This window comes from Jannaschia sp. S6380 (genome assembly GCF_023015695.1).
Lineage (GTDB): Bacteria > Pseudomonadota > Alphaproteobacteria > Rhodobacterales > Rhodobacteraceae > Jannaschia.
The window spans coordinates 1,971,565-1,989,770 of the sequence record NZ_JALKAS010000001.1 but is presented as its reverse complement, the minus strand read 5'-3'; the positions used below and the strand labels follow the sequence as shown (position 1 = coordinate 1,989,770).

The 18,206-nt window shown below is 69.6% G+C and carries 23 protein-coding genes; 12 read left to right on the top strand and 11 right to left on the bottom strand.

The genetic code is table 11. The annotated features are described in order from the left end of the window. Window positions 1–6 precede the first annotated feature (6 nt). On the bottom strand, window positions 7–609 hold the full coding sequence (locus tag MWU52_RS10285) for a flavin reductase family protein (RefSeq protein ID WP_246951706.1): 603 nt from the start codon (window positions 607–609) through the stop codon (window positions 7–9). A 71-nt stretch (window positions 610–680) separates the two neighbouring features. On the opposite strand from MWU52_RS10285, the gene MWU52_RS10280 reads away from it, so the two are divergent. Together MWU52_RS10280 and MWU52_RS10275 are read left to right on the top strand one after the other, a co-directional pair. After that, window positions 681–1,157, top strand: a complete 477-nt coding sequence (locus tag MWU52_RS10280; protein WP_246951704.1) for an N-acetyltransferase — start codon at window positions 681–683, stop codon at window positions 1,155–1,157. A 26-nt stretch (window positions 1,158–1,183) separates the two neighbouring features. Continuing rightward, complete coding sequence (locus MWU52_RS10275) at window positions 1,184–1,957, top strand: EcsC family protein (protein WP_246951702.1); 774 nt, start codon at window positions 1,184–1,186, stop codon at window positions 1,955–1,957. Here the strand turns inward: MWU52_RS10275 and MWU52_RS10270 are convergent. Beyond that, a complete protein-coding gene (locus tag MWU52_RS10270) occupies window positions 1,954–2,463 on the bottom strand; it encodes a hypothetical protein (protein WP_246951700.1) in 510 nt (169 codons plus the stop codon). The genes MWU52_RS10275 and MWU52_RS10270 overlap by 4 nt on opposite strands. Window positions 2,464–2,538: 75 nt before the next feature. After that, the gene (locus tag MWU52_RS10265) at window positions 2,539–2,862 is read right to left on the bottom strand and encodes a metalloregulator ArsR/SmtB family transcription factor (protein WP_246951697.1); all 324 of its coding nucleotides are present in this window, start codon (window positions 2,860–2,862) and stop codon (window positions 2,539–2,541) included. Between the two features lie 192 nt (window positions 2,863–3,054). On the opposite strand from MWU52_RS10265, the gene MWU52_RS10260 reads away from it, so the two are divergent. From MWU52_RS10260 to MWU52_RS10235, 6 genes are all read left to right on the top strand, one after another. After that, a complete protein-coding gene (locus MWU52_RS10260) occupies window positions 3,055–3,402 on the top strand; it encodes an AtpZ/AtpI family protein (protein WP_246951695.1) in 348 nt (115 codons plus the stop codon). Between the two features lie 2 nt (window positions 3,403–3,404). Next, a complete protein-coding gene (locus MWU52_RS10255; RefSeq protein ID WP_246951693.1) occupies window positions 3,405–4,163 on the top strand; it encodes a F0F1 ATP synthase subunit A in 759 nt (252 codons plus the stop codon). A gap of 37 nt (window positions 4,164–4,200) precedes the next feature. After that, the gene (locus tag MWU52_RS10250; protein WP_246951691.1) at window positions 4,201–4,446 is read left to right on the top strand and encodes a F0F1 ATP synthase subunit C; all 246 of its coding nucleotides are present in this window, start codon (window positions 4,201–4,203) and stop codon (window positions 4,444–4,446) included. Between the two features lie 78 nt (window positions 4,447–4,524). After that, window positions 4,525–5,079, top strand: a complete 555-nt coding sequence (locus MWU52_RS10245; protein WP_246951689.1) for a F0F1 ATP synthase subunit B' — start codon at window positions 4,525–4,527, stop codon at window positions 5,077–5,079. Window positions 5,080–5,082: 3 nt separating this feature from the next. Continuing rightward, window positions 5,083–5,637 (top strand): F0F1 ATP synthase subunit B, encoded by a 555-nt coding sequence (locus MWU52_RS10240; RefSeq protein ID WP_246951688.1) that lies wholly within the window; start codon window positions 5,083–5,085, stop codon window positions 5,635–5,637. A gap of 106 nt (window positions 5,638–5,743) precedes the next feature. Further along, entirely contained in the window at window positions 5,744–6,535 is a 792-nt protein-coding gene (locus MWU52_RS10235; protein ID WP_246951686.1) for an alpha/beta hydrolase, read from the top strand. On the opposite strand, the gene hrpB is transcribed toward MWU52_RS10235, so the two are convergent. Continuing rightward, window positions 6,532–8,874, bottom strand: coding sequence for an ATP-dependent helicase HrpB (hrpB, locus tag MWU52_RS10230; protein ID WP_246951684.1), 2,343 nt, complete (start codon window positions 8,872–8,874; stop codon window positions 6,532–6,534). The two genes, MWU52_RS10235 and hrpB, sit on opposite strands and share 4 nt — an antisense overlap. Further along, window positions 8,871–9,584 carry a DUF3108 domain-containing protein gene (locus MWU52_RS10225; protein ID WP_246951682.1) on the bottom strand — a complete coding sequence of 238 codons (714 nt, stop codon included), beginning with the start codon at window positions 9,582–9,584 and terminating at the stop codon, window positions 8,871–8,873. The genes hrpB and MWU52_RS10225 overlap by 4 nt, the downstream gene beginning before the upstream one ends. A 102-nt stretch (window positions 9,585–9,686) precedes the next feature. On the opposite strand from MWU52_RS10225, the gene meaB reads away from it, so the two are divergent. After that, window positions 9,687–10,670: a methylmalonyl Co-A mutase-associated GTPase MeaB gene (meaB, locus tag MWU52_RS10220; RefSeq protein ID WP_246951680.1), complete on the top strand. Its 984-nt coding sequence runs from the start codon at window positions 9,687–9,689 to the stop codon at window positions 10,668–10,670. A 93-nt stretch (window positions 10,671–10,763) separates the two neighbouring features. Continuing rightward, window positions 10,764–11,066 carry a 50S ribosomal protein L28 gene (gene rpmB, locus MWU52_RS10215; RefSeq protein WP_246951678.1) on the top strand — a complete coding sequence of 101 codons (303 nt, stop codon included), beginning with the start codon at window positions 10,764–10,766 and terminating at the stop codon, window positions 11,064–11,066. Between the two features lie 28 nt (window positions 11,067–11,094). On the opposite strand, the gene MWU52_RS10210 is transcribed toward rpmB, so the two are convergent. After that, window positions 11,095–12,006 carry a LysR family transcriptional regulator gene (locus MWU52_RS10210; protein WP_246951676.1) on the bottom strand — a complete coding sequence of 304 codons (912 nt, stop codon included), beginning with the start codon at window positions 12,004–12,006 and terminating at the stop codon, window positions 11,095–11,097. Between the two features lie 103 nt (window positions 12,007–12,109). Between MWU52_RS10210 and MWU52_RS10205 the strand changes: the two genes are divergently transcribed. Then, window positions 12,110–12,277, top strand: coding sequence for a hypothetical protein (locus tag MWU52_RS10205; protein WP_246951674.1), 168 nt, complete (start codon window positions 12,110–12,112; stop codon window positions 12,275–12,277). Window positions 12,278–12,288: 11 nt separating this feature from the next. On the opposite strand, the gene MWU52_RS10200 is transcribed toward MWU52_RS10205, so the two are convergent. The 4 genes from MWU52_RS10200 to MWU52_RS10185 all read right to left on the bottom strand — a co-directional run bounded on the left by MWU52_RS10200 (window position 12,289) and on the right by MWU52_RS10185 (window position 15,270). Beyond that, the gene (locus MWU52_RS10200) at window positions 12,289–12,972 is read right to left on the bottom strand and encodes an NAD-dependent deacylase (protein ID WP_246951672.1); all 684 of its coding nucleotides are present in this window, start codon (window positions 12,970–12,972) and stop codon (window positions 12,289–12,291) included. Window positions 12,973–13,002: 30 nt separating this feature from the next. After that, window positions 13,003–13,359, bottom strand: a complete 357-nt coding sequence (locus MWU52_RS10195) for a hypothetical protein (RefSeq protein ID WP_246951671.1) — start codon at window positions 13,357–13,359, stop codon at window positions 13,003–13,005. Window positions 13,360–13,470: 111 nt separating this feature from the next. Continuing rightward, window positions 13,471–14,754, bottom strand: a complete 1,284-nt coding sequence (locus MWU52_RS10190; protein ID WP_246951669.1) for a DEAD/DEAH box helicase — start codon at window positions 14,752–14,754, stop codon at window positions 13,471–13,473. 282 nt (window positions 14,755–15,036) lie between these two features. After that, window positions 15,037–15,270 carry a hypothetical protein gene (locus MWU52_RS10185; RefSeq protein ID WP_246951667.1) on the bottom strand — a complete coding sequence of 78 codons (234 nt, stop codon included), beginning with the start codon at window positions 15,268–15,270 and terminating at the stop codon, window positions 15,037–15,039. Window positions 15,271–15,445: 175 nt separating this feature from the next. On the opposite strand from MWU52_RS10185, the gene MWU52_RS10180 reads away from it, so the two are divergent. After that, window positions 15,446–16,738: an alpha/beta fold hydrolase gene (locus tag MWU52_RS10180; RefSeq protein WP_246951665.1), complete on the top strand. Its 1,293-nt coding sequence runs from the start codon at window positions 15,446–15,448 to the stop codon at window positions 16,736–16,738. A gap of 96 nt (window positions 16,739–16,834) precedes the next feature. On the opposite strand, the gene MWU52_RS10175 is transcribed toward MWU52_RS10180, so the two are convergent. After that, window positions 16,835–17,809, bottom strand: coding sequence for a glycine betaine ABC transporter substrate-binding protein (locus MWU52_RS10175; RefSeq protein ID WP_246951663.1), 975 nt, complete (start codon window positions 17,807–17,809; stop codon window positions 16,835–16,837). Between the last annotated feature and the right edge of the window lie 397 nt (window positions 17,810–18,206).

Genomic DNA, 18,206 nt, shown 5'->3' with positions numbered 1-18,206 from the left:
GCCCGGTCAGACGTCGGGACGTGTCAGCGAGAACAGGTTCTCGACCCGCGTGTAGTCCATGTAGCCCAGCCGGGCCATCGGGCCGAAGGCCATCACATCGAAGCGTCCGTCGCGGATGCAGTCGTCGCGGAGGTGGACGCCGGTGACCTCGCCGAAGACGGTGAAGTTCGCATCCCCCGGCAGCTGCACGATGCGGCCGACGCGGCATTCCAGCGACGCGGGCGCGTCCGCCACGCGCGGGCATTCGATCGTGTCGCATTCGGCCTTGGCGACACCGGCGACCCCGAACTCGTCGGTCCCCGCCGGATGCGCCCCCGACGAAGCGTTCATCACGTCGCGGGCCGCGTATTCGACGATGTTCACGCAGAACACCCCCGACTCGCGCGCCTGGGCGACGCTGTCCTTGGTGCCGTCCCGGTCGGGCTTGGCCGAGGTCGAGGCGAACATCACTTGCGGCGGCACGTAGGCCACGGCGTTGAAGAAGGAATAGGGCGCGAGATTGTCGCCCGCCGCCCCCCGGGTGGAGATCCAGCCGATCGGGCGCGGCGAGACGACGGCGTTGAACGGGTTGTGCGGCAGGCCGTGGCCGTCCTCGGGGCGGTAGAACATCGAAAGGCTCCGGTCATGGGATACCGGAGGAGGACTAGCGGTCCCGGACGGCAAGCGCCACAAGGTCGGCCATGGAACTGATGCGCGAGACCGCGGCCGACGCTCATGAGGTAGAGGCCCTGCTGGATACCTGCTTCGCGCCCGGTCGCACGGCCCTGTCGTCGTACCGCCTGCGCGACGGCGTGCCGCCGGCGCGGGACCTGTGCCTGATCGCGCGCGGCCGGGCAGGCGAGGTGGCTGGCGCGATCCGCTTCTGGCCGGTGCGGGCCGGCGGGCGCGACGCCATGTTGCTGGGTCCGGTGGCCGTGCACCCGACGCGCCAGGGCGAGGGGCTGGGCGCGTTCCTTCTGCAGTCTGGGCTGGACCGGGCGGCCCTCGCCGGGGTGGAGCGCGTGCTGCTGGTAGGCGACGCGTCCTACTATGGGCGGTTCGGGTTTCGCCGGCTGGACGGCGTGACGATGCCGCCGCCGACCAACCCCGACCGCGTGCTGGGCATCTGGGACTGGGACGGGATCCAGGGCCCGGTCACGCGGATCGACTTGCCCTGACGCGCGGCAACCCCCACATTCGGATCATGGACGACAAGCTGGATCCGCCGCGCCGCCAACAGGTCTTTCCGCCCCTCGACCGGGAGGCGGAGCTGGACCGCCTGGCCGGGCGCATGAAGGCGGCGTCGGGCGTCGGGCTGCAACTTCTGAACCTCGTCGGGACCCAGGCCGAGGGGATGCTCGACATGCTGCCCCGGCCCGTGCGCGCGGGGTTGGAGCGCGCCACGGCGGCCGCGCTGGAGCAGAGCTTCAATGCCGCCGCCGCCACGCGTGGCGGGCGTATCGCCGACACGTCCGACTGGCTGACCCGCGCGATCACGCTCGGCACCGGGGCCGCGGGCGGGTTCGGCGGCCTGCCCTCGGCGCTGGCCGAGCTGCCGGTCACGACCACCGTGATCCTGCGCGCGATCCAGACCATCGCCGACGAGCACGGCTTCGACCCGGCCCTGCCCGAGGTGCGCGCCGCCTGCCTGCGCGTCTTCGCCGCCGCCGGGCCGCTGGACGACGATGACGGCACCGATCTCAGCTTCATGACCATGCGCCTGTCCGTCACCGGACCGGCCATTCATGGCCTGATCGCCAAGGTGGCGCCCAGGCTTGCCGTGCCCCTGGGTCAGAAACTGGCCGCGCAGACCGTGCCGGTCATCGGCGCGGCGGCGGGAGCGGCGACCAACTGGATCTTCACCAGCTACTATCAGGAGGTCGCGCGCGTGCAGTTCGGGTTGATGCGCCTGGGCGCGCAGACCGGCGAGGACATGAACGTGCTGACGGCCGAGTTGAAGTCGCGTATCGCGCGCTAGGGTGCGACCGGATAGCCATGCCAGGCGATCTCGGCCGTGGTCAGGTCGGACCATGCGAGTTGCAGGACGCCTTCTTCCGTGCCACGGGGCAGGGCAGCACGATCCACGCGGCGCCCCGCGATGGCGAAATCGGGTGTGATCCGCACCACCAGCAGATGGTCGAAGGGCAGGCCCAAATCGATCTCCACGCATCCGTCGCGGTTGTCCGGCGCGATCGTTCGGACAAGGAGGGGCGGGTTGATGCCGTCACGGTCGCGGACCGGGTGGCCGCAGGTGATGGCCGCGAAGAGATGTGCCAGTTCCTCGTGCACCGGCAGGGTACGACCGGTCCGGCGCAGGTGGCGGATGGCGACGTCGCGCAGATCCTCGAACAGGGGGACCGGATCGGCATCCGCTTCGGGCAGGTGCGAGACCAGCGCCGCCCGTTCATCGGGGTCGCGCCGGGTGATCCATTCGCCGTTCCACCAGATCGCCGTTTCCATTCCCTGCATCACCGTTACGTCCATTTCGACACCCCGGAGATGATATGCCTCCGGGGTGCGGCGATTGGATGGCCGGAACGGGCCGCGTACGGGAAAGTTTCAGGCCGGACGGTGGCGGTCGAGCAGCCGCTCGAGCAGGTCGAGGTCGATCGCGTCGAACTGCCCGAAGCCCTGCATCCAGACCGATGCGCCGCGCAGCGCGTCCGGGTCCAGCTTGCACCAGACGACGCGGCCGCGCCGTTCCTGCTGGATGAGGCCGGCGCGGGCGAGCACGCCGAGATGGCGGCTGACGGCGGCCAGCGAGATACCGAAGGGCTGCGCCACGTCGGTCACGGCCATGTCGTCCTCCAGCAGCATGCCGAGGATGGCGCGCCGCGTGGGATCGGCCAGCGCCGAGAAGACCTGTGTCAGGGGATCGGACATCCCCGCTGGGTGGCCCCGCGCTGCGTCCGCGTCAAGACGTTCAACCGTTCGGTTGAACGTCTATCGCAGCCAGGTGGCGGAATGGGCCAGCTTGGTTCGGTCTGCAAGCTACTGATTCAGATACACTTCAGGCCGCATTGACTCGGCGCTGCCTGCCCCATAAACCCCGCATCGACATCCGTGGGGGCTGCAATGTCCGACGATCCCGACGCCGAACGCCTGCGCGCCCTCGAGGCCCGTATCGCCGCCGCCAAGGGGCCCGAGGCCAGGCACCACATGGACGAGCATCATTCGCAGGCGCAGTTGGCCTGGCGCATGGTGATCGAGCTGGTGGCCGGCCTGGGGATCGGGTTCGGCATCGGCTACGGGATCGACGCGGTGCTGGGGACGACGCCCTGGTTCATGGTGATCTTCGTGCTTCTGGGCTTCGCGGCCGGCGTGAAGACGATGATCGGCTCCGCGAAGGAGATACAGGGGCGGATCAGCGCGGCTGATGCCTTGAAGGAACCCGGCGCGGGCGCGCCGAAGGACGGGGAATAGAGATGGCGGAAGAAGTCCACTCCGAAGGCGGCCTCAGCTTCCACCCGATGGATCAGTTCATGATCCGCCCGCTGTTCGGCGAATACGGCGACCCGGTCCATTGGTACACGGTGACCAACCTGACGCTGTGGATGGCGCTGGCGGTGCTGTGCGTCGTGGGCCTGTTCGTGTTCGGGACCAGCGGGCGCGCCATCGTGCCGAACCGCATCCAGTCGGTGGCCGAGCTGGCCTATGGCTTCATTTACAAGATGGTCGAGGATGTGACCGGCAAGGACGCCGTCAAGTTCTTCCCCTACATCTTCACGCTGTTCCTGTTCATCCTCTTCGCCAACTTTCTGGCGTTGATCCCGACCTCCTTCTCGCCAACCAGCCATATCGGCGTCACGGCGGTACTGGCCTTCGCGGTGTTCTTCACCGTCACGATCGTGGGCTTCGTCAAGAACGGCGTGGGCTTCCTCGGCCTGTTCTGGGTGTCTTCGGCGCCGCTCGTGCTGCGCCCGATCCTGGCCGTGATCGAGCTGATCTCCTACTTCGTGCGCCCGGTCAGCCATTCCATTCGTCTGGCCGGCAACATCATGGCCGGCCACGCCGTGCTCAAGGTGTTCGCGGGCTTCGCCGCAATCGCCGCGATCGCGCCGGTCTCGATCCTGGCGATCACCGCGATCTACGGGCTGGAGGTGCTGGTCGCCTTCATCCAGGCCTACGTCTTCACCATCCTGACCTGCGTGTACCTCAAGGACGCGCTGCACCCCTCGCACTAATCGCAATCAACCCGTTCCATCGTAAGGAGAATACCCCATGGAAGGCGATCTCATCGTTCTGGCCGACACCGGCAAATACATCGGCGCCGGTCTGGCCGCCATCGGTTCCGGCGCCGCCGCCATCGGTGTGGGCAACGTGGCCGGCAACTTCCTGGCCGGCGCGCTGCGCAACCCCTCGGCCGCCAACGCGCAGACCGCGACCCTGTTCATCGGCATCGCCTTCGCCGAAGCGCTGGGCATCTTCGCATTCCTGGTCGCGCTGCTGCTGATGTTCGCCGTCTGAGGACGCGGATACTTCCTTACGCTCGGCGGGGGCGCGTCCCCCGCCGCAGGACCAAACCGAGCTGACGGGACCCATCCAATGGCCACCGAACCGATCGACCTCGAGATTGCGGGCACCTGCGTCAACAGCCTGGGCAACGCCATCGGCATGCCGCAGCTCTGCGATGCCTGGTTCGCCAACCAGATCTTCTGGCTGGTGGTCGCCCTCGTAGCGATCTACCTGATCCTGACCCGGATCGCCCTGCCGCGCGTCGGCGCGGTGTTGGCCGAACGGTCGGGAACCATTTCGAACGATCTTGCCGCGGCCGAGGACCTGAAGCGCCAGGCGACCGAGGCCGAGGCGGCCTATGACAAGGCCCTGGCCGATGCCCGGGCCGAGGCGCAACGCATTTCCGGCGAGGCCCGGGCGAGCATCAAGGAAGATCTCGACGCCGCCATCGCGCGCGCCGACGAGCAGATCGCCGCCAAGTCCGCCGAGAGCGAGGGCCGGATCGCCGAGATCCGCGCCGGTGCGACCGCCAGCGTGTCAGAAGTGGCCCGCGACGTCGCCTCTGAAATCGTGCGCGCGTTGGGCGGAAACCCGGATCAGGCGGCGATCGACGCTGCCGTCGACGCCCGCCTGAAAGGGAACTGAACGATGCGCCATGTCCTGATCCCGGCCCTGTTCACGGCCACGCCCGCCATGGCGGCGTCCGGTCCGTTCTTCAGCCTGCACAACACCGATTTCGTCGTGCTGCTGGGCTTCCTGGTCTTCATCGGCATCCTCGTCTACTTCAAGGTGCCCAGCCGCCTGATGGGAATGCTGGACGACCGCGCCAAGGGCATCCGCGGCGATCTGGACGAGGCCAAGGCACTGCGCGAGGAAGCACAGGCGCTCCTCGCCTCCTACGAGCGGAAGACCCGCGAGGCGCAGGCCCAGGCCGACGAGATCGTGGCCACGGCCAAGGCCGAGGCGTCCGCCGCCGCCGATCAGGCCAAGAAGGATCTGGAGACCTCGGTCGCCCGGCGTCTCGCCGCCGCCGAAGACCAGATCGAGAGCGCCCAGCAGGCCGCTGTCCGCGAGGTGCGCGACACCGCCGTCCAGGTTGCGACGGCCGCCGCGGGCCAGGTGATCGCCGCGCAGATGTCCTCGGCCGAGGCGAACAAGCTGATCGACCGGTCCATCGACACGGTCGCGACCAAGCTGCATTGACGGGGCGTTCTCAGCTTCATCTGACAGGCGGGCGTCCCGGTGGGGCGCCCGTTTCGCATCCGGCCCTGCGATCAGGGGGCGATCCCGGATGAAGGGCTGGGAGGGCATGGACAGGGCGGCACTGGACGATGCCTATGCCAACGCCGCCTACATTCCGGGGGCGGATGACTATCCGGCCAGCTGGCAGGCGCGCGCCCGGGCGTTTCGGGCAGAAACCCGTTGCCAGCTCGACCTCGCCTACGCCCGCGACGCGGCGCTCGACCTGTTCCTCCCGCCCGGCGCCGCGCGGGGGCTCGTCGTGTTCGTCCATGGCGGATACTGGCATCGTTTCGGCAAGTCCGACTGGTCGCATCTGGCGGCCGGCGCGCTGGCACGGGGCCACGCGGTCGCGATCCCCGGATACCCGCTGGCCCCGCGCGTCCGGATCGCGACCATCACCCGCCGCATTGCGCAGGCCGTCGATTTCGCCGCGGCATGCGTCCCGGGGCCGATCCGCCTGACGGGGCACAGCGCCGGCGGACATCTGGTCGCGCGGATGCTGATGGCCGATGCCGCGCCCGCCAGTGCCGACCGGATCGCCGCCTGCGTGCCGATCAGTCCGGTGGCCGATCTGCGGCCCCTGGTCGGACAGACGATGAACGCCGATCTTCGCCTCGACGCGGCCGAAGCGCGGGCCGAGAGCCCGGCGCTGGGCCAGCCCCGGACGGATGCGTGCGTTGCCGTTCATGTCGGCGCCGACGAGCGCCCCGCCTTCCTCTGGCAGGCCCGCGTGTTGGCCACCGCCTGGAACGTGCCGCTTTACGAGGCGGAGGGCCGCCATCATTTCGATGTCATCGAGCAGCTGACCGATCCGGTCTCGCCCATTCTGGGCGATCTGCTGGGCGCGCCGGGGTCCTAGTTTCCGCGCGGCTTGGCGCGCGTGGTGGGCGCGGCCTGCGTCGGGTCCTCGGGCCAGGGGTGCTTGGGATACTGGCCGCGCATGTCGCGGCGCACATCGGCATAGGCCCCCGCCCAGAACCCCGGCAGATCCTGGGTGATCGCGACCGGTCGCTGCGCGGGCGACAGCAGTTCCATGCGCAGGGGCGCGCCGCCGACCGTCGGATGCCGCGTCTCGCCCAGAACCTCCTGCAGGCGCAGGGAGACGGTCGGGATCTCCGGGTCGTAGTCGATGGGCACGTTGCGACCCAGCGGGGTGCGGTAATGCGCGGGCGCCAGCTCGTCCAGACGCCGGGCGGCGTCCCAGCCGATCCTGGCCTGCAACGCGTCGAACGGATCGAGCCGGCCGAGCGCGTCGGCATCGCGCGCGCCGTCGAGGAACGGCAGAAGCCACCTCTCCAAGTCCGCCTCCAGCGCCGCGTCGGACACGTCCGAGAGGCCGGTGGCCGCGATCCGCGCGCGCAGGAGCCTTGCCCGGCGTGTCCAGTTCAATCTCCCGAGGCCCAGCGCACGCAGCCCATCAAGTGCGGCCGCCGCGATCGCATCGGGCGGCGCGTCCGTCCAGGGCCGGTCGTCCAGCACGATGGAGCCCAGCCGTTCCTGCCGGCGTGCCTCGACCCGGCGCGTGCGGGGCGACCATCGGCAAAGTTCGTGCCAGCCGATGCGGTCGTCCAGCACCGCGCGCAGGGCCCCCTCGGTCAGCGGCAGGGCCCGTCGCACCCGTGCCTCGGTAGGGTGGCCGTCCAGGTCGCAGGCGACGATCAGGCGCGCGGCCGCCAAGGCGTCGCCCTTTTCCATACGCGCGCCCTTGCCGCCCGACAGCAGCCAGCGCGGCGCCTCACCCGGCCTTCGAAGGCCGACACGGTCGGGATAGGCCAGCGCCAGGCGCTGCGCATCCGAAAGGTCTGGGCCGTTCTCGTATCGTCGCAGGCGTCGCGCCTCGGCCTTCGCGTCCGGCGGGGGGCGGCGCAGCAACTCGGACAGGTCGACCGATCCGGGCGGCAGCCGCGTGGACAGCAGTCCGGCAAGCGTCGCCGCGCCCTTGCCACCCCGCAGCAGCATATGCCCCAGCCGCGGATGCAGCGGCAGCCGGGCCAGGTCCGCGCCATGCGCCGTCAGCCGCCCCGCGTCCAGCGCGCCCAGATCCGTCAGAAGCGTTCGGGCCTCGGTCAGTGCACCGGCGGGCGGCGGGGTCAGGAAGGGCAGGTCATCCGTCCCCCAGGCGGCAAGTTCCAGGGCCAGCCCCGCCAGATCGGCATTCGTGATCTCGGGGTCCGGATAGGCGCGCAGGCCCCCTTCCTCGCCACGGGTCCAGTTCGCATAGGCCACACCGGCCGATAGGCGGCCGGCACGACCGGCGCGCTGCGCGGCCTCGGCCCGCGTCACCCGTTCCGTCACCAGTCGCGACATCCCGCTCGCCGGATCGAACCGCGCGCGGCGGGCCAGGCCGCCATCGACCACGGCGCGGATCCCCTCGATCGTCAGCGACGTTTCTGCGATGGCGGTGGCCAGGACCACCTTGCGCCCCTTGCCGGGACGTATGGCGGCCTGCTGGGCGGCAAAGGGCAGCGCGCCGTAGAGCGGCCTGATCTCGGCCCCGACCCCGTCCAGCAATGCAGCACAGCGCCGGATCTCGCGCTCGCCCGGCAGGAAGGCCAGCACGTCGCCCTCGTTGTCGGTCAGCGCCGCATGGATGAGCTGCGCCACCTGCGCCTCGAACCGCTGCCCCGCCGGGGGCGGCCGGTCGCGCCAGCGGCGCTCGACGGGATGCGACCGTCCGTCCGAGGTGACGACGGGCGCGCCCAGCAGATCGGCCACCGGCTGCGCGTCCAGCGTGGCCGACATCACCACCACCTTCAGGTCGGGGCGCAGCACCTGCCGCGCCTCCCAACAAAGCGCGAGGCCCAGATCCGCGTTCAGCGAGCGTTCGTGGAATTCGTCGAAGATGACGCAGCCGACGCCCGGCAGCTCGGCGTCGGATTGCAGCATCCGGGTCAGGATGCCCTCGGTCACGACTTCGATCCGGGTTTCGGGGGAAACTTCGGTCGCGCCGCGCATCCGGTATCCGACCGTCGCGCCGACGGGCTGTCCCAGCGTGTCTGCCATCCGCTGTGCGGCGGTGCGCGCGGCCAGGCGGCGCGGCTCCAGCATCACGATCCGCCCGGTGATGTCGGGCAGCAGGGCCAGGGGCACCCGCGTCGTCTTGCCGGCGCCGGGCGGTGCCTGCAGCACGGCCACGCCCCCCGCCGCGAGCGCCGCCAGCAGGTCGGGCAGCGCGTCGTCGATGGGCAGGGGCGTCATCGGCGGCGCAGCACCGCATCCCCCAGGCGCGTGGGAGAGCGGATCTCGACGATCTCAACCAGGCCCGCACCTGTCGGCGCGTAGGCGAACTGCAGGGGCACGACCGGGCGCTCGGCCATCTTTTCGGGGGCGTAGCCGCGCAATCGGCGGTATTCGCCGTCGCACCGGATCGTCCCGTCCGCATCGGTCCGCGCCGGACCGAGCGACAGGCGCGAGACGTGACGGCCGTCGAACAGGCTGTGGCGCTGGCCGCAGGCCCCCGTGGGCAGGGTGGGCCGCATGATCAGGTAAAGGGCCGAGAGCGGGTCGATGACCCCCGACTGGGCGGTCGGGTCGATGTCGTGATCCCGGGCCGTGCGCGGCGGGTCGAACGTCACGTCGATCGGGCGATTGCCTTGGAAACGGGTCGTGGCGACCGTCCGTTCGCCGTCATCCATCTCCACCTCGGAATAGCGGGTGGGGCGATGGGTTCGACCGACGCGCCCCTCGGCCTGCCCCTCGTAGCCGTAGCGTACCAGGCGGCCGACCAGCCCGGTGGCCGAGGCGCGGGCCGTGACGGCATAGGTCCCGCCCGTCTCCTCCGCGCGGATCGCGATCTGCCCGCCGGTCACGCCGCGCAGCGACAGGTCGAACCGCGCGTCCAGCGTCGTGGCCGCCGCTGCGGGCAGACAGGTCAGCAGCAAGAGGGCGAGCGATCCGATGACGTGCATATGCGTCCTCCGTGGCATGTCGGGGCAGGTCTAGGGCACGCGGCCGTCCGCGTCACCCGGCCTGACTTGCATTGACGTCGATGGGCGGGCATCCCGGCGGGGATGACCGCGCGCGACCCCCTTCTCGACCCTGTATTGGCCGGCGATCGGCGTGCCCTGGCCCGCGCCATCACCCTGGTCGAAAGCACGCGCTCCGATCACCGCGACCGGGCCGCTGCGCTTCTGGACGGGCTGCGCGAGGCGGGGCGGGAGGCCTTGCGCATCGGCCTGTCGGGCACCCCCGGCGTCGGCAAGTCCACCTTCATCGAGGCGTTCGGCACGATGTTGACGGGGCAGGGCCAGCACGTGGCCGTCCTGGCCGTCGACCCGAGCAGCGCGCGGACCGGCGGGTCGATCCTGGGTGACAAGACGCGGATGGACCGGTTGGCCCGCGATCCGAACGCGTTCATCCGTCCGTCGCCGGCGGCCAGCCATCTGGGCGGCGTGGCTCGCCGCTCGCGCGAGGCGGTGGCGCTGTGCGAGGCGGCGGGGTTCGATGTGATCCTGATCGAGACGGTGGGCGTCGGCCAGTCCGAGACGATGGTGGCGCAGATATCGGACATCTTCGTGTTGCTGTTGGCGCCGGCCGGGGGCGACGAGTTGCAGGGCGTCAAGCGCGGCATCATGGAGATCGCGGATGTGATCCTGGTCAACAAGGCCGATGGCGACCTGAAGGCCGCCGCCACGCGCACCGTTGCCGACTACGCGGGCGCGCTGCGGCTCTTGCGCAAGCGGCCGCAGGACCCGGACGGGTTTCCGGTGGCGCTGCCGGTCTCGGCCCTCGAATCGGCGGGGCTGGACCGGGCGTGGCAGGCGATGCGCGACCTGGCCGACTGGCGGCGCGACGCCGGGCATTGGCAGGCCCGCCGGTCCGAGCAGGCGGCGCATTGGTTTGCCGAGGAGGTGCGCGCGGGCCTTCTTGCGCGGCTCAGCGAGGACGGCACCGCGCGCGATCGCATGGCCCGGCTGGCGGCGCAGGTCGCGTCGGGCGAGCGTGACGCAAAGGCCGCCGCCGCCGAGATGCTGGAATCGCTGCGCGGCGCTTGACGTCCCCGGTCGGCACGACTATCCAGCCGCGACCGCGGGGCCGTTTTCGGCCCTGCACCCCTATTTGAACCCCTGAACCCCGGAGTAGGTGCCATGTCGCGCGTTTGCGAACTCAGCGGAAAAGGCCCGATGGTCGGCAACAACGTCAGCCATGCCAACAACAAGACCCGGCGCCGTTTCCTGCCCAACCTCAACGACGTCACGCTTCAGTCCGAGACGCTGGGCCGCGGCTTCAAGCTGCGCATCTCGGCGGCGGCGCTGCGCACGGTCGATCATCGCGGCGGGCTGGATGCCTTCCTCGCCAAGGCGAAGGATGCCGACCTGTCGGCCCGCGCCCTGAAGATCAAGCGCGACATCGCCAAGTCGTCGGACACGGCCGCCGCGCTGGAGGCCTGATGGTCATCAGCGAAGCCGGTCAACCGGATCACGGGGCGCCTTCGGGCGCCCCTTTCGCGTCGTCGGACGTCTTGACCTGCGCGAACAGCCAGCGGCGCAGCGTCCGCAATCGCGACGACGCGGCCCCCGGCACCGTGACCAGGTAATAGCCCAGCGCACCGTCCCGCAGCTCGCAGATCTTCACCAGCGTCCCGGCGGCCACCTCGCCCTCGACCAGGGTTCGGGGCTGCACGGTCACCCCGTGCCCGGCCTGCGCGGCGGTCAGCACCATCCAGTTGGTCTGCATGAGCTGCATCCGCACGGCGTTCAGGTCGATCCCCTCGCGCTCGATCATCGCGCGGCGCTCCATCGTGTAATGCTCCAGCAGCCAGGGAAGGTCGGCCACATCGGCCAGGCAATCGACCTTTCGTCCCTCGACGAGGTCGGGATGGACCACGGCCCAGAAATCCCCGTCGGTCAGCAGTTCCGACTGCAATCCGGGCCATGTGCCACCGCCGTAGCGGATCGCCATGTCGACCCCGTCGCGCCGCAGGTCGGCCAGATCGACGCTGGGCTGGATGTTCAGCGGGAGATCGGGATGGCGAGCCCAGAAATCGCCGATCCGCGGCATCAGCCAATGCGCGGCGAAGGCGGGCGTCACCGAAAGGGTCAGCGGACGCGCCCCGGTATCGAGGTTCAGGCGGGCCACAGCGTCAGCGATGCCGCCGAACCCGTCGGTCAGCGCCTGGGCAAGCTCCTGTCCGGCGGCGGTCAGGGCGATGCCTCGACCCTCGCGGAAGGCCAACCCGGTGCCGAGCGCCGTCTCCAGCTTGCGGACATGTTGAGCCACGGCGGCCGGGGTGACGTTCAACTCCCGCGCGGCGGCCGAGAAGCCGCGATGCCGCGCGGCGGCCTCGAACGCGCGCAGGGCGGCAAGGGGCGGCAGGCGTGACCAATCCATAAGTTGATACCTGAGCTATCATTACGGTCGCCGTATTGCTTTGCCCGATTTGCGGTTATCGCGCAATGATCGGGTATCAAACCCAGAGCCGACGGAGGCCGACATGAAACTTTCGCTACACAACCCGTTCCGCCCGCAGGAGCGCGCGGCGCGTACCGCGCGGAAGCCGCGCCCGATGCCGACGCATGAATCGATGTATCTGGAACATCTGCGGCGCAAGGCCGAGGCCGAGCGGCAGCGTCACGCCTGGGAGCGCCGGATCGACTGGTAAGCACGTCGGCGTCAGGGGCCGTCGAGGGTTTCCGCCACCCACCGGGGCACAAGCTCGGTCGCGGGACCCTCGCGCACCTCGTCGAAGGAGCCGCCCGATGCCTCCAGGTTCAGCTCGAGCGTCCGTGCCCCGGCCGAGCGGGCGCGGTCGACGAAACCGGCGGCCGGATAGACCGTGCCCGAAGTCCCGATGCTGACGAAAAGATCGGTGCAGGCCAGCGCCGCATCGATCCGATCCATGTGATAGGGCATCTCGCCGAACCAGACGACGTCGGGGCGCGTGGCCGCGGCGCCGCAGGCGGGGCAGGGATCGTCGGGCGACATCTCGCGCGGCGCGTCCCATCGGGTGTCGCAGACGTGACAGAGCGCGCGGGACAGTTCCCCGTGCATGTGGATCACATCCGAGGCGCCGGCGCGTTCCAGCAGGTCGTCGATGTTCTGCGTCACCAGCGTCACGCCGGGATACGTCGACAGCCGGGCCAGTGCCGCATGCGCCGCGTTGGTCGGTGCGTCGGCCATGTTCGTGCGGCGGGCGTTGTAGAAAGCGTGTACGAGCGCCGGGTCGCGGGCGAAGCCTTCGGGCGTGGCGACGTCGGCCAGGTCGTATTGCGACCAGAGGCCGCCCACGTCGCGGAACGTGCCCAGGCCCGATTCCGCGCTGAGGCCCGCGCCCGAAAGGATGACGATGCGATCCAAACCCCGCGCCTCAGCCGGGCGGGCGCCGCGTCACGCGCAGGTCCGCTCGGCGATGGCCACGAACTGCTTGTATCGCTTCCAGAACCGTTCGTCGCCGCGCCGGTCCGACTGGCGCGTGACCTGCGCCAGATGCGGGTCGCGGAAAAAGGCGACCGCGCGGGATTGCTCGCTGCGATTAAGGACGGTGTTGGCCGAAGCCTGGATGCAGCCGCACAGGCTGTTGGACGCGGCGCTGCGGTCGGCCCTGAGGCAAGCGGAATGGAGCGGGCCCTTGGCGAAGCTGCGCACCGGCGCGTCGAGCCGCCCGCCCCCCACGGCACCGCCCCCGCCGCAAGCCGACAAAAGAAGGAGCGCGGCCATCGCGGCCGCCAGTCTGGTCGAGGTCATGTCTGCTCTGCCTCCGGGGTTTTTCTTTTGCCGAAGGATGCCAGAGCGTCCGGGAACTGACAAGAATCCCCGCGCCGGATACGGGGCGACACGGGGCCGCCCCGTTGCCCCTCAGGCGCTGCGGCGCGGTCGACGCCGACGGTTGGCGCCGCCGGGCTTGGCCGCCGCCTTGGCCGGGCCGCCGCCTTGGCGCGGACCGCCGCCGCCGCTGCGCCGGCGGCCGCCGCCACCGCGGTTCTGCTTCGGCTTCGCCTCCTCCTGGCTGGGCGACCAGCGCCGGCCGGAGGCCACCGGGATCTCGCCCTTGATGACCTTCTCGATATCCTTCAGCTCGCCCATCTCGTCAGGTGCGCACAGCGTGATCGCCGCCCCCTCGCGCCCGGCGCGCGCGGTGCGGCCGATGCGGTGGACATAGGTCTCCGGCACGTTCGGCAGTTCGTAGTTGTAGACGTGCTTGACCACCGGAATGTCCAATCCCCGCGCCGCCACGTCCGTCGCCACCATCACCGGGGCGGACCCGTCGGTGAACGCCTCCAGCGCGCGGGTCCGCTGGCCCTGGCTGCGGTTGCCGTGGATCGCCACGGCGTTGACGCCCGCATTGGTCAACTGCTTGGCCAGCCGGTCGGAGCCGTGCTTGGTGCGCGCGAAGACCAGGGCCGCCTCGCCGTCATGCGCGCGCAGAAGATCCAGCAGAAGGCCCGGCTTCTCGGCCTTGGCAATGAAGTGGATCGACTGTTCGATCTTGTCGGCCGTCTGGCCGCTCGTCGCCACCTGCACCCGCACGGGACGGTCCAGATAGGTCGCCGCCAGCGTCTCCATGTCCTTGGGCATCGTGGCCGAGAACAGCAGCGTCTGCCGGTCCTTCGGCAGCTTCGGCTCGATCTGGCGCAGTGCGTGGATGAACCCCATGTCCAGCATCTGGTCTGCCTCGTCCAGCACCAGGAACCGGCTTTCGCCGAGGTTCACGGCGCCCCGGTCCATCAGGTCGATCAGCCGTCCGGGCGTGGCCACCAGCAGGTCGACACCACGTTCCAAACGCTTGATCTGCGGGTTGATGCCGACGCCGCCCATCACGCGCGCAACCTTCAGATGGCTGCCCTTGATGTAGCCGTTCAGGTTCTCGACGATCTGGTTCACCAGCTCGCGCGTCGGCGCCAGGATCAGCGCGCGCGCCGTGCGGGCGGCGGGGCGGACGTCTTCGGCCAGCAGATGCTGTACCAGCGGCAGGCCGAACGCCGCGGTCTTGCCGGTGCCGGTCTGGGCCAGGCCCATGACATCGCGGCCGTCCAGCGCGGGCGGAATCGCCTGCTTCTGGATCGGGGTGGGGTCCTTGATGCCCATCTCGTCCAGGGCGGCAATCAGGCGGGGCTTCAGCCCCAGCATGTCGAAATCCATGTAAAATCCTTGGTCGCGTCCCACGGGGACGCACGGGTGAGGGTCACGAAGCCGTATCGCTTCGCGCTGCCCTGGCGTGATCCTTGGGGAAGCAGACCCGCCCGTCGTGGTGGCGTCCCGAAACGGACGACCGGCTCACGCGGCCCGAGGGGCGGGGTCGAGGTCATGTGGGGCAGACACCGCCGCGTGTCAACCGGTGCGCGGATGCGGGGCGGCGTAAAGAAGAAGGGGGCGGCGCCACGCAGGCCCCGCCCCCCGGATGCATCGTGCCTGAGAGGCCGATCAGCTGGAGCAGTCGATGTCGCCGTCCTGCAGGTCTTCCTCGCGCGTCATGCCGTTGGCGCACTGCGTGTTCTGGTTCACGACCTGCGGCTGGTCGATCACGCGACCATCCTTGGTGTAGATCGGCGTCGGAGCCGGCGTGAACACCACCGCCTCGGGCTCGCTGCGGCCACAGGCCGCGATCAGCAGGACGGTGCCCGTCAGGGCGGCGAAACGGGTGGAAGTGCGTAGCATCTTTGCTCCTTTGGTTACACGGTTTCGTGAAGAGAAACGTGACGGTGGCGTGTCTGTTCCGAAAAAGAATTCCGCGCGGGGGGACGGGCCGGATCATGCCGCCCGCCCCGCCGCCGGTTGAGGTCCACCGCCAGCCGGGGCACCATCGACCCGATACCCGCGGGAGGAGATCGCCATGAGACATCTGATACTTGCCCTGTTCGTCGCGGTGCAATCGGCGCCCCTGGCGGCCGAGAACCGTATCGATCTTATCCGCCCGGACGCGCCCGAGCGGGCTGCGCTGGGCGACTACGTGGTGGGCGTGCGGACCATGAGCTTCACCGACCCGGACCGGCTCGACATCGTCGCCGCGACCGAGGACGCGGCCCCGACCGCCGACCGCGAAATCACGGTCGAGATCTGGTATCCGGCCGCCGACGGCACCGCGCCCGGCGGGAGCTATACCGCACTGCTGCGCGACGGCACGACCGAAGTGACGCTGACCGGAAGCGCCGCCCGCGACGCCGACCCGGCCCAAGGCGAACGCTTCCCACTCGTCCTCCTCTCGCATGGTTATCCGGGAAACCGGTTCCTTATGTCACATCTGGGCGAGAACCTTGCCTCCAAGGGCTATGTCGTCGTGTCGGCCGATCACCCCGACAGCATCTATTCCGATATGGGCCCCTTCCCGTCGACGCTGGTGAACCGGCCCGTCGATCAGGCCTTCCTGCTTGACGCGATGGCCGGGCTCGACGACGAGATCGGTGCGATCACCGATGCCGACCGGACCGGGGTCGTCGGTTATTCCATGGGCGGCTACGGCGCGCTGATCTTCGGCGGGGCCGGCCTGTCGCAATCCGCGGTCGAGCGGCGGGAACCTGCGCATTACAACGCCCCCGGCGATCTGCTGGCCCGCAACGCGGCCGGCAGCGCGGCCCATGCCGACCTAATCGATCCGCGCCTGAAGGCCATCGTGGCGATCGGCCCCTGGGGCCGGAACCGCGACTTCTGGGATGCGGACGGGCTGGCCCGGCTCGAAACGCCCCTTCTTCTGGTCGCCGGCGGAGAGGACGACGTGTCCGAATACCCCGCCATCCGCGAAATCTTCGAGGAGACGTCTGGGACCAACCGCTACCTGCTCACGCTGGAAGGCGCGAACCACAACGCCGCCGCCCCCATCCCCGCGCCGCGGGAAGCATGGGAGGTCTCCGAAAGCCTGGGCCGTGCGCCCTTCGACCACTATGCCGACGCCATCTGGGACAACGTGCGGATGAACAACATCCTTCAGCACTTCACCACGGCCTTCTTCGCCATTCACCTGAAGGGTTTTTCGGACGCCGCCGATTACTTCGACCTGGTCGAGAATGCCGAGGATGGCGTCTGGTCGATGACGGAGTCCGGCGACCCCGCCGCCGATCACACCTACTGGACCGGTTTCCCGGACCGCTCGGCCAAGGGCCTCAGGCTTGAACAGCGACTGGCGGAGTAGGGGGCGTCGTCGCAGGGACCGCGGCGGGCCGGTCCCGATCGGCGCGCCGCGACAGCCGGCCCGATGTGACCGGGCCGGGTGTTCTTGAAATGTCGCCTATTCGATCAGCGCCGAGAGGTTGGCGCGGGCCTCGTCGTTCAGCCAGGCCGGCCAGACGTCGTCATAGGTCGTCAGGAAATAGACGGCTGCCTCCTCGGCGGAGGCGCTGTTGTCCTCCTGCCACGCAAGGACGTCGCCCATCTGGGCGTTGGTGAACGCGACATTCGACATCAACGCTGCCAGTTCGGGCTGATCGTCGGCGAAGGTCGTGGTCACGACCGTCACGACGGGCGTAGACGCATATGCGGTCAGCCCATCCTCCTCGCAATCCGGATCGACGGTACAGGCCCAGACCTCGGCATCGAACGGCCCCAGGTCGACGCGTGTCATCTCGTATTTCCCGATCAGGCTCGTCGGCTCCCAATAGTAGCCGAGCCAAGGCTCGCGGTTCTCGACGGCGGCGGCCATCGATGTGGCCAGGGTCTCGCCCGATCCGTGCTGGAAGAGTTCGATGCCCGCTCCCTCGAGATCGACGGCGCGGGCGATCGACTCGGTGGTGTCCTTGCATTGCCATCCGTCGGGGCAGGAATGCAGGCGCCCGCCCACCAGGTCCGGATTGTCGAGAATACCCTGCAGGGTGGCCAGTTCGGGGTGGTCTTCCACAAGGTAGGTCGGAACGTACCAGCCCTGTACGCTGCTGTCGGACAAGACGTTCGCAATCGTCGCGATCTTGCCCGCCTCCACCAAGCCGTCATAGGCCGGATTGCCGTTGGGCCAGACCTCCGTGACGATATCGGGCCGGCCCGTTTCTGCCACCGATGCCATCGCCGGCGTGGTGGAGGACGGGACCATCAGCACGTCGCAGCCATATCCCTGCTCCATCAGGAAGGTCGCCACATGGGTGACGATCGCGGATGACGCCCAGTCCATTTCGGTGATGGCGACGTCGTCGCAGGGCGTCTGTGCCTGCGCGGCGCCCCCGGCCGTGATGGCAGCGGCGGCAAGCGTGACTTTCAGGGGGTATCTCGTCATCTGTGCGTCTCCCAAAGACTGGCATTCGGTTCTGTTCGCGCGGCAGTCGGGCCAGGCCCGCCGCCGGGGTTGGCAGGGAACATAACGCGATTGGCGCACCGGGCGAGGACGGGATGCCGCAGGCCGCCGCAAGGGGTTGCCGGAAGCTTGCGCCCCGCCTTGCAGTGGTTCCGGATCGGCGGGTCCAGGCAGGGAAACGACGGGTCAGGTCCGAAACGAACGATCGGCCCCCGGCAACGCACGTCATCCAAATGCCCTGCGGAAATCCGCCCGTACCCCTCGCCATCGCCGCCCGTCATCGGATAACCGGCACGGAATCCGCTAGCAGCCACCCATGCCGGATCGGGCCGGTCGGAATGCCTCGCGCGTTCCGGCCGCCATCCGGTCCTTCGGCGCC